Raw genomic sequence first — 13,506 nt, 5'->3', positions numbered from 1 at the left:
TCACCTCATGAGCACCGCACCGGACAACGCCGTCCGCTCGTACATCGAGGCGCATCGCGCCGCCTTCCTCGACGACCTGGTGGAGTGGCTGCGGATCCCCTCCGTCTCCGCCGACCCGGAGCGTTCGAAGGACGTGGCGCGCAGTGCCGAGTGGCTCGCGGCGGAGCTCAGCGCCACCGGCTTCCCCATCGCCGAGGTATGGCAGACCGCGGGCCTGCCCGCGGTCTACGCGGAGTGGCCGTCCGGCGACCCCGACGCGCCGACCGTCCTGGTCTACGGGCACCACGACGTGCAGCCCGCCGCCCGTGCGGACGGCTGGGACAGCGAGCCGTTCGAGCCGGTGGTGCGCGACGGCCGGATGTACGCGCGCGGCGCGGCCGACGACAAGGGCCAGGTGTTCTTCCACACCCTGGGGGTGCGCGCGCACCTCGCCGCCACCGGCCGCCACGCGCCCGCCGTCAACCTCAAGCTGCTGATCGAGGGCGAGGAGGAGTCGGGCTCCCCGAACTTCGCCGCCCTGCTGCGCGAGCGCGCCGACCGCCTCGCCTGCGACGCGGTGGTCGTCTCCGACACCGGCATGTGGTCCGCGGACACCCCGACCGTGTGCACCGGCATGCGCGGCCTCGCCGACTGCCAGGTCGACCTGTACGGGCCGGACCAGGACATCCACTCCGGCTCCTTCGGCGGCGCGGTGCCCAACCCGGCCACCGAGGCGGCCCGGCTGGTGGCCGCGCTGCACGACGAGGAGCGCAGGGTCACCATCCCCGGCTTCTACGACGACGTGGCCGAACTCACCGACCGCGAGCGGCAGCTGTTCGCCGAACTGCCCTTCGACGAGGCCTCCTGGCTGCGCACCGCCAAGTCCCACGGGGTGCTGGGCGAGTCCGGGTACAGCACCCTGGAGCGCGTCTGGGCCCGCCCGACCGCCGAGGTCAACGGCTTCTACGGCGGTTACACCGGACCCGGCGGCAAGACCATCGTCCCCGCCTCCGCCCACCTGAAGCTGTCGTTCCGGCTGGTCGCGGGCCAGGATCCGGCCAAGATCCAGCAGTCGGTACGGGACTGGGTGGCCGATCGGCTGCCCGCCGGGATCCGGCACGAGATCACCTTCTGGGGCACCACCCGCCCCTGCTTGACCCCGCTGGACCACCCCGCGCTGCGCTCCACGGTGCGGGCGATGGAGCGTGCGTTCGGCAAGACCGTGCGGTTCACTCGTGAGGGTGGCTCCGGACCGGCCGCCGATCTTCAGGACGTGCTCGGCGTCCCGGTGCTGTTCCTGGGAATTTCCGTGCCGTCGGACGGTTGGCACTCGGTGAACGAGAAGGTTGAACTCGATCTGCTTCTCAAGGGTGTGGAAACCACCGCGTACCTGTGGAGCGACCTGGCCGAGAATTGGCAGCGCTGAGCACCCGTGTGATCTGCTCGTGTTCCGCTGAGTGAGTAAACATCCACGCGATACGGGGAGTTGGAAGCCGTCTTGTCCGTAAGTGACCTGCCCCTCGCGCCGGGCACGGAGAACCCCGCAGCCATCGGCATGGTGGGCGGCAAGCCGCTCGTGCTCGCCCGCCCCGGTCTCGACCGGGCCGCCCACCACCGGCTGGACGAGGCCTGGCTGGCCGCCGCCTGGAGCCACCCGTCCACCCGGGTTCTGGTGGTCTGCGACGGCCAGGTGCTGGTCGAGGACACCGCGGACGGTCGTACCGAACTCGTGCTGGTGCCGTCCTTCGACGCGCCGACGACCGAGAAGCACCGCTACTTCCTGGGCACCGACGAGCAGGGCGTGAGCTACTTCGCGCTACAGAAGGACGCGCTGCCCGGCCGGATGGACGCCGCCGCCCGGCCGGCCGGACTGCGCGAGGTCGGTGGGCTGCTCTCCGAGCGGGACGCGGGCTTGATGGTGCACGCCGTGGCGCTGGAGAACTGGCAGCGGCTGCACCGGTTCTGCTCGCGCTGCGGCCAGCGGACGGTGATCGCCGCCGCGGGCCATGTGCGCCGCTGCCCGGCGTGCGGCGCCGAACACTATCCGCGCACCGACCCGGCGGTGATCATGCTGGTCACCGACGACCAGGACCGGGCGCTGCTCGGCCGCCAGGTGCACTGGCCCGAGGGGCGCTTCTCCACGCTGGCGGGCTTCGTGGAGCCGGGCGAGTCCATCGAGCAGGCGGTGGTCCGCGAGGTCCTGGAGGAGGCGGGCGTCCGCGTCGGCGAGGTGTCGTACGTGGCCAGCCAGCCCTGGCCGTTCCCGTCCAGCCTGATGCTCGGTTTCATGGCGAAGGCCAGCTCGTCCGAGATCAGGGTGGACGGCGAGGAGATCCACGAGGCCCGCTGGTTCTCCCGTGAGGAGTACCGGCGGGCCATCGGGACGGGCGACGTGCTGCCACCGACCGGGATCTCGATCGCCGCCCGGCTGATCGAGCTGTGGTTCGGCGAGCCGCTGCCGCGGGGCTGACCGGATCAGACCCCTACCTTGGCCTTGACCTGGGCGAGGGAGGGGTTGGTCAGCGTGCTGCCGTCCGCGAAGAGGACGGTCGGCACGGTCTGGTTCCCGCCGTTCGCCTTCTCGACGAAGGCCGCCGACTCCGGGTCCTGCTCGATGTTGATCTCGGTGTACGTGATTCCCTCGCGGTCCATCTGGCTCTTGAGACGGCGGCAGTAGCCGCACCACGTGGTGCTGTACATCGTGATGGTCCCCGGCATCGGTCCTCCTGATCTTGGCGGGTTCGGCGGGCGCGTTCGGTGTGGGTGAACCGCTCGGCGCGGCCGTGGGGTGAGTGCAGTACTGGAACGCGCAACTATTGCGGACCATTCCCAGACGGCTGCCTGACCGACAGTAGCCCGCAGGAAGAGCGTCAGGTCAGGGCCTGTGGACAACCGTGCCTGTGGATAACTTTCCCGGGCGTCCCGGCGGACCTGGCAGCATGGCGGGGTGACAGCAGCAACGGACTCCCCTCTGTTCCCGGCCGTGCCGCCGTCGACCCAGTTCCCGGAACCGCCGGAGGGGGCCGACGCGGTACTGGCCGGTCTCGACCCCGAGCAGCGCGCGGTGGCGACCGCGCTGCGCGGTCCGGTGTGCGTGCTCGCAGGTGCGGGCACCGGCAAGACCAGGGCGATCACCCACCGGATCGCCTACGGGGTGCGTGCGGGCATAGTGCAGCCCGCCAGCGTGCTGGCCGTCACCTTCACCGCGCGGGCCGCGGGCGAGATGCGCGGACGGCTGCGGCAGCTCGGCGCGGGCGGGGTGCAGGCGCGTACCTTCCACGCGGCGGCGCTGCGCCAGCTCCAGTACTTCTGGCCGCGCGCGGTCGGCGGCCCGCTGCCCCAACTGGTGGAGCGCAAGATCCAGTTGGTGGCCGAGGCCGCGGCGCGGGTACGGATCCGGCTGGACCGCAATGAACTGCGGGACGTAGCGGGTGAGATCGAGTGGGCCAAGGTCACCCAGACGGTTCCGGAGGACTACCCGGCCGCCGCCGCCAAGTCCGGCCGCGAGGCGCCGCGCGACCCCGCCGAGATCTCCCGCGTCTACACCGCCTACGAGCAACTCAAGCGAGAACGCTCGGTGATCGACTTCGAGGATGTGCTGTTGCTCACAGTCGGCGTGCTGGAGGAGCGGTACGACGTGGCCGAACAGGTCCGCTCGCAGTACCAGCACTTCGTCGTCGACGAGTACCAGGACGTCAGCCCGCTCCAGCAGCGGCTGCTCGACCTGTGGGTGGGCGGCCGCGGCAACCTGTGCGTGGTCGGCGACGCCAGCCAGACCATCTACTCCTTCACCGGCGCCACCCCCGAGTTCCTGCTGGGCTTCCGCGCCCGGTACCCGGACGCCACCGTGGTGAAGCTGGTGCGCGACTACCGGTCCACCCCGCAGGTGGTCCACCTGGCCAACGGCCTGCTGGCGCAGGCGCGCGGCCAGGCCGCCGCCCACCGGCTGGAGCTGGTCTCGCAACGCGAGCCGGGCCCGGAGCCCACCTTCACCGAGTACGCGGACGAGCCCGCCGAGGCCGAGGGCACCGCGCGGCGCATCAGGGACCTGGTCGCCGGCGGGGTCCGGCCCAGCGAGATCGCCATCCTCTACCGGGTCAACGCCCAGTCCGAGGTCTACGAGCAGGCCCTCGCGGACGCCGGGGTGCCGTACCAACTGCGCGGCGCCGAGCGGTTCTTCGAGCGCCCCGAGGTGCGGGAGGCCGGAATGCTGCTGCGCGGCGCCGCCCGCGCCGGGGGAGGTGCGGGGGCCGGACTGGACGAGGCCGATGTGCCCGCGCAGGTGCGCGCGGTGCTCGGCTCTCGCGGCTGGACCCCCGAGCCGCCCGCCGGTTCCGGCGCGGTGCGGGACCGCTGGGAGTCGCTGGCCGCCCTGGTCCGGCTCGCCGAGGACTTCGTACGGGCCCGGCCGGACGCCACCCTCGCCGATCTGGTGGCCGAACTCGACGAGCGGGCCAACGCCCAGCACGCCCCCACCGTCGAGGGCGTCACGCTCGCCTCGCTGCACGCCGCCAAGGGCCTGGAGTGGGACGCGGTGTTCCTGGTCGGGCTCAGCGAGGGCATGATGCCCATCACCTACGCCAGGACCGACGAGCAGGTGGAGGAGGAACGGCGACTGCTCTATGTGGGCGTCACCCGTGCCCGTAGCCACCTCGCGCTGTCCTGGTCGCTGTCCCGGGCTCCGGGTGGGCGTGCCGGCCGTCGGCCTTCGCGCTTCCTGACCGGGCTGCGCCCGGGGTCGGCGGCGCGCGGCGGGGCGCCCGGCGGCGGTGTGCGGGCCGGGGTCGAGCGGCCCGCGGGTGGGCGGCGCAGACGCGGTCCGGTGCACTGCCGGGTGTGCGGGCGCAGCCTGTCCGAGGCGGGCGAGATCAAGCTGATGCGCTGCGAGGACTGCCCTTCCGAGCTGGACGAGGGCCTCTACGAGCGGCTGCGCGAATGGCGCAGCGAGCAGGCTCGGCAGTTGGGCCAGCCGCCGTACTGTGTGTTCACCGACAAGACGCTGCTTGCGATCGCCGAGACGGTGCCGTCGGACGCGGCCGCGCTGACCCGAATCGCCGGGGTGGGGGCCCGTAAGCTGCGGCGATTCGGTGCAGATGTCCTGGCGTTGTGCGCCGGTGAGGAGCCCGGCTCGGACGGCGGCGAGGGCGGAACTGCCGGTTCCGGAAAAACGCCTGGTGGGGCTCTTGATGAGCCTGACGAGGATTCGTTGGAAAAATAGTTTGCGCGGGCCGAGGAAATCCTCATAGCCTGCGGGAGCACGGTCAGTGAGGCCCCTTCCAGGGGCCGAGGCGGCCGTGATGTACTGAAGCAGTACGACTTCGTACGACCCAGTTCCATAGCCCTACGAGACGCCGAGAGGAGGCGAGCCCAATGACCAGCTTCATCAACACCGTGAAAATGACCGGTCGTCCGGCCATCGCCTCCTGCCTGCCCGGCTCCACCGTCATTCCGGCCACCGCCGAACGCGGCACCGGTCTGCTCGCTGTCATCAACGAGCGACCGACCCAGGCATCGGCGGCAGCGGCGGCACAGGCCCACGCCTATGCGTCGTGGGCCAACGGTGCCGGACTCCTTGAGGCGAATGGCGACTTCGGCGGCTCCGCCGCCTTTGCCAGCGGCTTCGCGGCCAATGGCAGCACGACCGTAGCGACGCAGCACCACCGCAAGATGCGGGCCTTCCGTGGGCTCAAACCCTGGAGAGATCCAGCCTGATCCAGCATCAGGTCGGCACCTTCCAGGGCCGCGGAACCCGCAAACCGGGATCCGCGGCCCTTCTGTTTGCGCAAGCGAGACAGGCGAAGGGGCCTCGGAAAAGCCGACCCGGTACCGACCACGTCCGGCCGACCGCCGGACCTACAGACGAGGAAGACACGACCGTGCACCGCGAACCGCACGCCCCGTCCGTACCGCCTTCCGAAACGATCCCCCCGCCCATCCAGACCGCATCCCCGGAGGCCCCGTTGCTGCCCCTCACCGCGCTCGACGACGAGATCGAGCGCCTCGGCGTACCCGTCCCGTGCCGGTCGTACGACCCGGAGGTCTTCTTCGCCGAGACCCCGGCCGACGTCGAGTACGCCAAGTCGCTGTGCCAGACCTGCCCGGTGCGTGAGGCATGCCTTGAGGGCGCCAAGATGCGCCGCGAGCCGTGGGGCGTCTGGGGCGGTGAGCTGTTCGTGCAGGGCGTCGTGGTGCCGCGCAAGCGGCCGCGTGGTCGTCCGCGCAAGACCGAGGTCATGGCATGAAGCTCCGTGCCGCCCTTGGAACCATCGACAACCCCCCGACGCACGACCCTCAGAAGCAGGCCCCGATGACCACGTCCGCCACCGAGACCCCAGCCCGTTTCCCAGGCGCGCAAGCGCGCCAGAACAGGACCCATGAGATGCATCTCATCCAAGAAGCCCTGGCCCGGGCACATGTGCAGGAAAGGCTCTACGAGGCCGAGTCCGAACGGGTCGCCCGTCGGCTGGTCCGGGCCCGTCGGCTGTCGCGGCGCGCCGAGCGCGCCTCGCTGCGGGCCCGGCGGGCGCTCGCCCTCGTGGTGATGCAGTAGCCCACGCCGTGACGCGGGACCGGTTCCTCAACGGACCGGTCCCGCGGTGCGTTGTGCCCCGTTCCGTCCGGCGGGCGGAGGTATCGTCGGTAGGTGGATCAGAAGACTCAGCAACCCGCTTCTGACGACGCTTCCGCGCCATCGGAGCCCGTGGCCTGTGCCCGGTGCGGCACCGCCGCCGAATCCCTGCCGATCACCTGGACCTGCTCCGTCGAGGGCGGTGTCCGCCGCTACTTCTGCGACGAGTGCGCCCGCGCCAACATCCGGGGGATCGAGGGGCGCCTCGACTCCGCCTGGTGGTAGCTCACGCCGTCTCGGATTCCTCCTCCTCGGCGAACCCCGGCAGCCAGTCGAGCAGTTCGTCGCGCAGCCGTACCGTGGCGTCCAACTGGCAGAGCACCCCGATGGTGCTCAGCGTCACCCGGTGGATGAGCAGATACGACGGCGGCAGGTTCAACTGCTTGCCCAACTGGTAGGCGGGTGAACGCGGATCGGCGACCCGGGCCGCCTGGTGGCGCATCCAGCCGCGCCCGAAGGTGAACTCCGCCGCCCGGGCCGGTTCGATGATCGGCCGCAGATAGTCCAGCACCGCGTCCGGATCGAGCTGGACCGACGGCTTGACGAACCCCTCCTGGCACAGCATCGCGTGCACCGACTCCGCGTCGTCCTCCAGCGCCAGTCGCAGCGACGCGCCGATCGGCAGCGGCAGCCCGTCCGGGAGCCGGTCCACCGTGCCGAAGTCCAGCACGCCCAGCCGCCAGCCGTCGGCCGGGCCATCGTCGACCAGCAGCCGGAAGTTGCCCGGATGCGGGTCGGCGTGCAGCAGCCCGGTGCGGGCCGGCCCGGCGAACAGGAAGCGCGCCAGCAGTTGTCCGGCCCGGTCGCGCTCCTCCCTGCTGCCACCGGAGATCACCTCGGCCAGTGGGACACCGTCCAGCCACTCGGTGATCAGGACCTGATCCGCCTGGTAGACCACGTCGGGCACGACCACATCGGGATCGTCGGCGAACTCGGCGGCGTGTGCGTGCTGGGCCGCCGCCTCCAACTCGTAGTCCAGCTCCTCGGACACCCGGTCGCGCAGCTCGGTGATCAACGGCTTGATGTCCATGCCCGGGATCAGCGGGCCGAACAGCCTTGCCACCCGGCCGAGTTGCGACAGATCGGACAGCAGCGCCTCACCCGCGCCCGGGTACTGCACCTTGACCGCGACCTCACGGCCGTCGTGCCACACCGCGCGGTGCACCTGGCCGATGGACGCCGCCGCGGCGGGCTTGTCCTCGAACTCCGCGAACATCTCCCGCCAGCCGTCGCCCAGCCGCTTGGCCAGCACATCGTGCACGGTACGGGCGGGCATCGGCGGCGCGGCGTCCTGGAGCTTGGTCAGCGCCGCCCGGTAGGGCCCCGCGACCTCCTCCGGAAGCGCGGCCTCGAAGACGGACAGCGCCTGACCGAACTTCATGGCGCCCCCCTTCAGCTGGCCCAGCGTCTTGAACAGCTGCTCGGCGGTGCGCTGCTGCAGCTCGCTGGCCACAACTTCGGCCGGTCGCCCCCCGATTCGCTTGCCCAGACCCAAGGTGGCTCGGCCCGCGAAGCCGAGGGGTAGCGCGGCGAGCTTCGCGGTCCGGGTCACTGCCTTACGCGGAAGATCCGACATGCGCCCCTCTTTCGTATCCCCGTGTGGCCCGCGATCGGCGCGGGGTGGTCACCCGCTCATTGTCGCGCGCCGCCGATGCGTCGACCGCACCGCATCCACACCCCGGGTGGGGCGCCACATCCACTGTCCGCATCCCCAGTCCGGACAGCGAGAATTCCGCCCGCCCGCCGACACTCGGCGGCAGCCGCCCGTCCACCAGGGCCAGCGCGTGTGCGGCGGCCAGCCCGGCGACCAATGTGGCCAGTGCGACGTCACAGGGCTGCACCCCGGGCGGCCGTCCCGACCGCAGCTGGGCGAGTATCCGCGGCCATGCCGGATCGGCCTCGGCCCCGGCGCGCTCCAGGCACCCCGCACACGCCGACCGGCCCGGTAGCACCAGCGGTCCCACCACCCCCATGCCCTCGACCACTCCGGCGTACAGATGCGGGATGCCCGCCGCCAGCAGCGGCTCGGCGTCCCGGGGATCCGGCGCGTAGGCCGCCAGGCCCTCCCGTGGCGCGACCACCGCGAGCGCCAGGGCCGCCTCGGGGCCGGCCGGTCGGGCCGCCGGGCGCGGATCCGGCGAGGCCCGCCGTACCGCGCCACGCGCCGCCGCCTCCCGGCGCTCGCCGACCGCCGCCGCGGGGATCCCGCAGGGTGCCGCGTCCCACGGCTCGACCTCGCCGCCGTCCGCCACATTCACCCGGCCCACCCCGGCGGCGGACAGCACGGCGGCCACCGAGGCGCCGACCCGTCCGGCGCCGCACACCTTCACCCGCGCCGCCCGCCGGGCCGCCAGCCGGGCGCCGGCCGCGCCCGGCTCGGGGTGCACCACCGACAGGGACGCCAGATCCGGCCGCAGCCGCTCCAGCGCACCGCCCTGGCGCCTCATCACAGCGCCGAGTCGGCCCGCGCTGTCGGCGTCGTCCAGCACTCCGCCCTCCGCGAGCGTGCCGAGCAGTCGCTCCGCGCGGGCCGGGGCGAGCCCCAGCGCCGCCGCCTCTTGGCGCAGCAGACCGGGGCCGCGGGTGCCGTCCAGCAGGCCGAGGAACCGGGCGGCGGGGTCGTCCAGCGGTCCGAGTGCCACGGCGTGTGCCGGATCGATGCCGAACTGGAGGGTCTGTGGGTCCCGCCAGCCGCGGCGCAGGGCGGGCTTGAGCATGGGATGTCCGGTGTGAACGCTGTACATGGCTACCCCCGTGGTGGTCCAAGGCCCCAACTCCCCTAGCGCTGTTGGGAGTTGGGGTTCGGCGCGGGTCCGGTGCGGACCCGCTCGGGACTCATCTTGCCCGCCGGAGCCGACACCCGCCGAAAGTTATCCACAGGGTGTGGGGAATAGTCGTCTGATACGCCTACGGCGGCCACCTGTCGAGGAGACGGGACTTCACCGCGCCCGAGCCGGTACCGTCGTCCCGTGCCCGCCGACCCCGCCCATCACGTCTCCCGTAGCCAACCCCTCGGCAGTCAGCCCCATGGCGTCCGGGCGAGCGCGGTGGAGGTGCGCCGTAGCGCGCGCCGCCGTAGAACGGTCTCGGCCTACCGCGAGGGAAACCGCACCATCGTCCTGATTCCGGCCCGGATGTCCGCCGCTGAGGAGCAGCGCTGGGTCACGGTGATGCTGGACAAGCTCGCCGCCCAGGAGAGCAAGCGGATGCTGGGCGACGCCGAGCTCGCCGAGCGCGCGGAGTGGCTCTCCACCCAGTACCTCGGGGGCCGCGCCGCGCCCGACAGCGTGCGGTGGGTGACCAACCAGAACACCCGATGGGGCTCGTGCACCCCCGCCGAGGGCAGCATCCGGCTGTCGCACCGGCTACAGGGCATGCCCGAGTACGTCATCGACTACGTGCTGCTGCACGAGCTGGCGCACCTGCTCGTGCCCGGCCACGGACCGCGCTTCTGGAAGCTCCTCGATGCCTATCCGCGCACCGAGCGGGCGCGCGGATACCTGGAGGGTGTCGTCGCGGCCGGTCGGCTGCCCCATCTGCCCGCCGCCCGCGACGAGGAGCACGCGCAGTAGCGGCCGAGCGGAACTGCCGCTTGCACTAAAGCAGTTCGCGCACCCGGGCCACCAGCCGGACCACCGACTCGTCGGCCACCGAGGGCACCTCGTCGTAGCGGAACCAGCGCAGGTCCAGCGACTCGTCGCTGATCGCCTCGACCGCGCCGGGCGGGGCGATCGCCGCGTACTGCACGTCCAAGTGCCAGGCGCAGGGCGTCAGATGGCGGTCGAGGCGGACCGGCCCGCCCGGCAGCAGGGCGAGCCCGGTCACCCCGGACTCCTCTGTCGCCTCACGCAACGCCGCGCCCGCGAGCGCCGGATCGGCCGGTTCGCAGTGGCCGCCCATCTGCAACCACATGCGCAGCTTCCGGTGCAGGGTCAGCAGCACGGTGCCGTGCGCCGGATCCACCACCAGGGCACTGGCGGTGATGTGGCCCTCACCGCAGGACTTCCACATTCCGTCCGGGTGGCCGGCGAGGTGCTCCAGGTAGGCCAGGCGCAGCTGCTCCTGATCAGGCGCGGCGACCGGTGGCGCCCACTCCTTGAGGACGCGTGCCGCGTCCGCGTGCAGACTCACCGGTCGCCGTCGCCCTTGCCGTCTTCCTTCTCGCCGTGCTCGGGCTTCTCGCCGTCCTCGGGCTTGGCCTCGCCGCTCGCCCGGCCCTCGGCGGCCTCGCCGAGCATCTTGTCCAGCGCGTCGAAGTCGAGGCCCTCCTCGCGGTGCACGAAGCCGTCCGGGTCGTCGAGGTCCTCGGCGGTCGGCAGCATGTCCGGGTGCGCCCACAGCGCGTCCCGCCCGTCCATGCCGCGCGCGTCGGTCAGCGACGCCCACAGCCGGGAGGCGTCCCGCAGCCGCCGCGGCCGCAGTTCGAGACCGATCAGCGTGGCGAAGGTCTGCTCGGCCGGGCCACCGGTCGCCCGGCGCCGCCGCAGCGTCTCACGCAGCGCGCCCGCCGACGGCAGATGCGGCGCGGCGGCGGAGTGCACCACCGCGTCCACCCAGCCCTCGACCAGCGCCAGCGCGGTCTCCAGCCGGGCCAGCGCGGCCTTCTGCTCAGGAGTGTCCTCGGGCTGGAACATGCCCTGCTGGAGCGCCTCCTGAAGCGCCTCCGGGTTCGCCGGGTCGAGCTGGCCGACCGCGTCCTCCAGGCGGGCCGTGTCGACCTTGATGCCGCGCGCGTAGCCCTCGACAGCGCCGAACAAGTGCGCCCGCAGCCACGGGACATGGGCGAACAGCCGCTGGTGCGCCGCCTCGCGCAGGGCGAGGTAGAGCCGCACCTCCTCCTCGGGAACGCCGAGTCCGGAGCCGAACGCCGCGATGTTCACCGGGAGCAGCGCGGCCTTGCCCGCCGGACCCAACGGCAGCCCGACGTCGGTGGAACCGACGACCTCACCCGCCAGCACGCCGAGCGCCTGCCCGATCTGGGTACCGAACATCGCGCCGCCCATGGAGCGCATCATGCCGAGCAGCGGGCCCGCCATGGCCTGCATCTCCTCCGGCAGTACACCGCCCATGGCCGCGCCCACGCGCTCGGCGACCGGGTCGACCAGCTCCTTCCAGGCGGGCAGCGTCGCCTCGACCCACTCGGCCCGGCTCCACGCCACCGACGCCCCGGAACCGGAGGGCAGCGACGTCGCGCCGTCGAGCCACAGGTCGGCCAGGCGCAGCGCCTCCCCGACGGCGGCGCGCTCACTGTCGCCCACACTGGCGTCCTTGGTGCCGTTCTGGGCGCCCTGGGCGACCGTCTGACGCGCGATGTCCTTGGCCATCTCCCAGTTCACCGGGCCGCCCTCGAAGGAGAGCATCTGGCCGAGCTGCTGGAAGGCCGCGCCCAGGTCGTTGGGGTTCAGCGAGCCGAACATCGCGGCCAGCGGGTTGTCCCCGCCGCCTGCCGTGCCGCCGCCGAAGCCGAACGGGTTGCCGCCCGGCAGGCCCTTCTTCTTGCCCTCGTCCCCGTCCTCGGGCTCTTCCGGAGGCACGCCGAATCCAAATGGGGTGTCACTCACGGGCTTCCTCGGCTCTGTGTGGTCGGAACGGTTTGCCTTGCGGGCTTGTCAGGGCTGTACCACCAGCCTAGACACCTCTCAGGCAGGATGGGACCTGCGTACCTCGTACCAAGACAACAGTGGGAGACACCTGGTGAGTTCCCCGGCACCAAACGTTCGCTCAGGGCGGACCCACACCTCGGGACCGGTCGTGGCGATCACCGGCGCGGCGTCCGGTGTCGGACACCTGCTCGCCCTGCGGCTGGCCGCGTCGGACGAGGTCAGAAAGGTCGTGGCGGTCGACGAGCGGCGCGGTGAGGTGCCCGGCGCGCTGTGGCGGGTGATGGACGTACGGGACCCGGCCATCGCCGACCGGCTGCGGGTCGACGGGCATCCGGTGGACGTGCTGGTGCACCTTGCGCTGGACCTGAACCTGGAGTCCGACCCCAAGGCGCGTACCGCCTTCAACGTGCGCGGCACCCAGACCGTGCTCACCGCCGCCGCGGCCGCCGGGGTCCGCAGGGTGGTCCTGGTCACCTCCGCGATGGTCTACGGGGCGCTGCCCGACAACGATGTTCCGCTGGCCGAGGACACCCCGCTGCACGCCACGGCCGAGGCCACCTGTGTCGGGGACCTGCTGGAGATCGAACGGCTCGGCCGCCGTGCGCCGCGCGCCCACCCGGGACTCAACGTCACCGTTGTGCGGCCCGCCGTCCTGGTCGGCGGAATGGACACCGCGCTCACCCGCTATTTCGAGTCACCGCGCCTGCTGGTGGTGGCGGGCAGCCGCCCCCGCTGGCAGTTCTGCCACGTCGAGGACCTGGTCTCCGCGCTGGAGTACGCGGCGCTGGAGAAGGCCGAGGGCGAGATGGCGGTCGGCTGCGACGGCTGGCTGGAGCAGGAGGAGGTCGAGGAGCTGTCCGGGATCCGGCGCATGGAGCTGCCGCAGACGGTGGCGCTCGGCGCCGCGGCCCGGCTGCACCGGCTCGGCCTCACCCCGTCCCCGGCCGGTGACCTGGAGTACACCATGCATCCGTGGGTGGTCAGCGGCAGCCGGTTGCACGAGGCGGGCTGGCGGCCGCAGTGGACCAACGAGGAGGTGCTGGCCGAACTGCTGGCGGAGGTCGCGGGCCGCCACACGGTGGCCGGCCGCCGGCTCGGCCGCAAGGACGCCGCCGCCTCGCTCGGCGCGGCCGGGGCCACCGTGGCCCTGGTGGGCACCGCGGCACTGGTGCGGCGGGCGCGCAAGCGGCGGGGGATCTGAGCGCTGCTCCGGGCGCCGCGCCGGCTTCCTGGCGACCGGATCCGTTCGTCGGATCCGACTGACGGGTCCTTGGATATTCATACAGGAACTGCCTT

The 13,506-nt window shown here is 72.3% G+C and carries 14 protein-coding genes; 9 read left to right on the top strand and 5 right to left on the bottom strand.

Features of this window, described 5'->3' with window-relative positions; all coding sequences use genetic code 11:
- Positions 1-7 precede the first annotated feature (7 nt).
- Complete coding sequence (locus O5O46_RS01380) at positions 8-1,405, top strand: dipeptidase (protein WP_269853311.1); 1,398 nt, start codon at positions 8-10, stop codon at positions 1,403-1,405.
- 129 nt (positions 1,406-1,534) lie between these two features.
- Positions 1,535-2,449, top strand: a complete 915-nt coding sequence (gene nudC, locus O5O46_RS01375; protein ID WP_269853883.1) for an NAD(+) diphosphatase — start codon at positions 1,535-1,537, stop codon at positions 2,447-2,449.
- Between the two features lie 5 nt (positions 2,450-2,454).
- On the opposite strand, the gene O5O46_RS01370 is transcribed toward nudC, so the two are convergent.
- A complete protein-coding gene (locus O5O46_RS01370; RefSeq protein ID WP_269853310.1) occupies positions 2,455-2,697 on the bottom strand; it encodes a mycoredoxin in 243 nt (80 codons plus the stop codon).
- A 229-nt stretch (positions 2,698-2,926) separates the two neighbouring features.
- Here O5O46_RS01370 and O5O46_RS01365 point away from each other — a divergent pair, with 229 nt between their 5' ends.
- The 5 genes from O5O46_RS01365 to O5O46_RS01345 all read left to right on the top strand — a co-directional run bounded on the left by O5O46_RS01365 (position 2,927) and on the right by O5O46_RS01345 (position 6,832).
- A complete protein-coding gene (locus O5O46_RS01365) occupies positions 2,927-5,197 on the top strand; it encodes an ATP-dependent DNA helicase UvrD2 (RefSeq protein ID WP_269853309.1) in 2,271 nt (756 codons plus the stop codon).
- Between the two features lie 152 nt (positions 5,198-5,349).
- Complete coding sequence (locus tag O5O46_RS01360) at positions 5,350-5,691, top strand: hypothetical protein (RefSeq protein WP_269853308.1); 342 nt, start codon at positions 5,350-5,352, stop codon at positions 5,689-5,691.
- Positions 5,692-5,855: 164 nt separating this feature from the next.
- Positions 5,856-6,221 (top strand): WhiB family transcriptional regulator, encoded by a 366-nt coding sequence (locus tag O5O46_RS01355; RefSeq protein ID WP_269853307.1) that lies wholly within the window; start codon positions 5,856-5,858, stop codon positions 6,219-6,221.
- Positions 6,218-6,529 carry a hypothetical protein gene (locus tag O5O46_RS01350; RefSeq protein ID WP_269853306.1) on the top strand — a complete coding sequence of 104 codons (312 nt, stop codon included), beginning with the start codon at positions 6,218-6,220 and terminating at the stop codon, positions 6,527-6,529. The genes O5O46_RS01355 and O5O46_RS01350 overlap by 4 nt, the downstream gene beginning before the upstream one ends.
- 93 nt (positions 6,530-6,622) lie before the next feature.
- Positions 6,623-6,832 (top strand): hypothetical protein, encoded by a 210-nt coding sequence (locus O5O46_RS01345; RefSeq protein ID WP_269853305.1) that lies wholly within the window; start codon positions 6,623-6,625, stop codon positions 6,830-6,832.
- Between the two features lies 1 nt (position 6,833).
- On the opposite strand, the gene O5O46_RS01340 is transcribed toward O5O46_RS01345, so the two are convergent.
- Positions 6,834-8,183 carry an ABC1 kinase family protein gene (locus O5O46_RS01340; protein ID WP_269853304.1) on the bottom strand — a complete coding sequence of 450 codons (1,350 nt, stop codon included), beginning with the start codon at positions 8,181-8,183 and terminating at the stop codon, positions 6,834-6,836.
- Positions 8,164-9,351, bottom strand: coding sequence for a TOMM precursor leader peptide-binding protein (locus O5O46_RS01335; protein ID WP_269853303.1), 1,188 nt, complete (start codon positions 9,349-9,351; stop codon positions 8,164-8,166). Before O5O46_RS01335 ends, O5O46_RS01340 begins: the two co-directional genes overlap by 20 nt.
- 225 nt (positions 9,352-9,576) lie before the next feature.
- Between O5O46_RS01335 and O5O46_RS01330 the strand changes: the two genes are divergently transcribed.
- Positions 9,577-10,179 (top strand): M48 metallopeptidase family protein, encoded by a 603-nt coding sequence (locus O5O46_RS01330; RefSeq protein WP_269853302.1) that lies wholly within the window; start codon positions 9,577-9,579, stop codon positions 10,177-10,179.
- A gap of 25 nt (positions 10,180-10,204) precedes the next feature.
- Here the strand turns inward: O5O46_RS01330 and O5O46_RS01325 are convergent, their stop codons facing one another.
- Together O5O46_RS01325 and O5O46_RS01320 are read right to left on the bottom strand one after the other, a co-directional pair.
- Positions 10,205-10,738, bottom strand: coding sequence for an NUDIX hydrolase (locus O5O46_RS01325; RefSeq protein ID WP_269853301.1), 534 nt, complete (start codon positions 10,736-10,738; stop codon positions 10,205-10,207).
- Entirely contained in the window at positions 10,735-12,168 is a 1,434-nt protein-coding gene (locus tag O5O46_RS01320) for a zinc-dependent metalloprotease (RefSeq protein WP_269853300.1), read from the bottom strand. The genes O5O46_RS01325 and O5O46_RS01320 overlap by 4 nt, the downstream gene beginning before the upstream one ends.
- A 133-nt stretch (positions 12,169-12,301) precedes the next feature.
- On the opposite strand from O5O46_RS01320, the gene O5O46_RS01315 reads away from it, so the two are divergent.
- Entirely contained in the window at positions 12,302-13,411 is a 1,110-nt protein-coding gene (locus tag O5O46_RS01315) for an SDR family oxidoreductase (protein WP_269853299.1), read from the top strand.
- Positions 13,412-13,506 lie beyond the last annotated feature (95 nt).

Origin of the sequence: Streptomyces sp. RPT161 (genome assembly GCF_027533845.1) — a bacterium.
GTDB lineage: Bacteria > Actinomycetota > Actinomycetes > Streptomycetales > Streptomycetaceae > Streptantibioticus_A > Streptantibioticus_A silvisoli_A.
The sequence above is the reverse complement of the archived record's forward strand: the minus strand, read 5'-3'. Positions and strand labels throughout refer to the sequence as shown.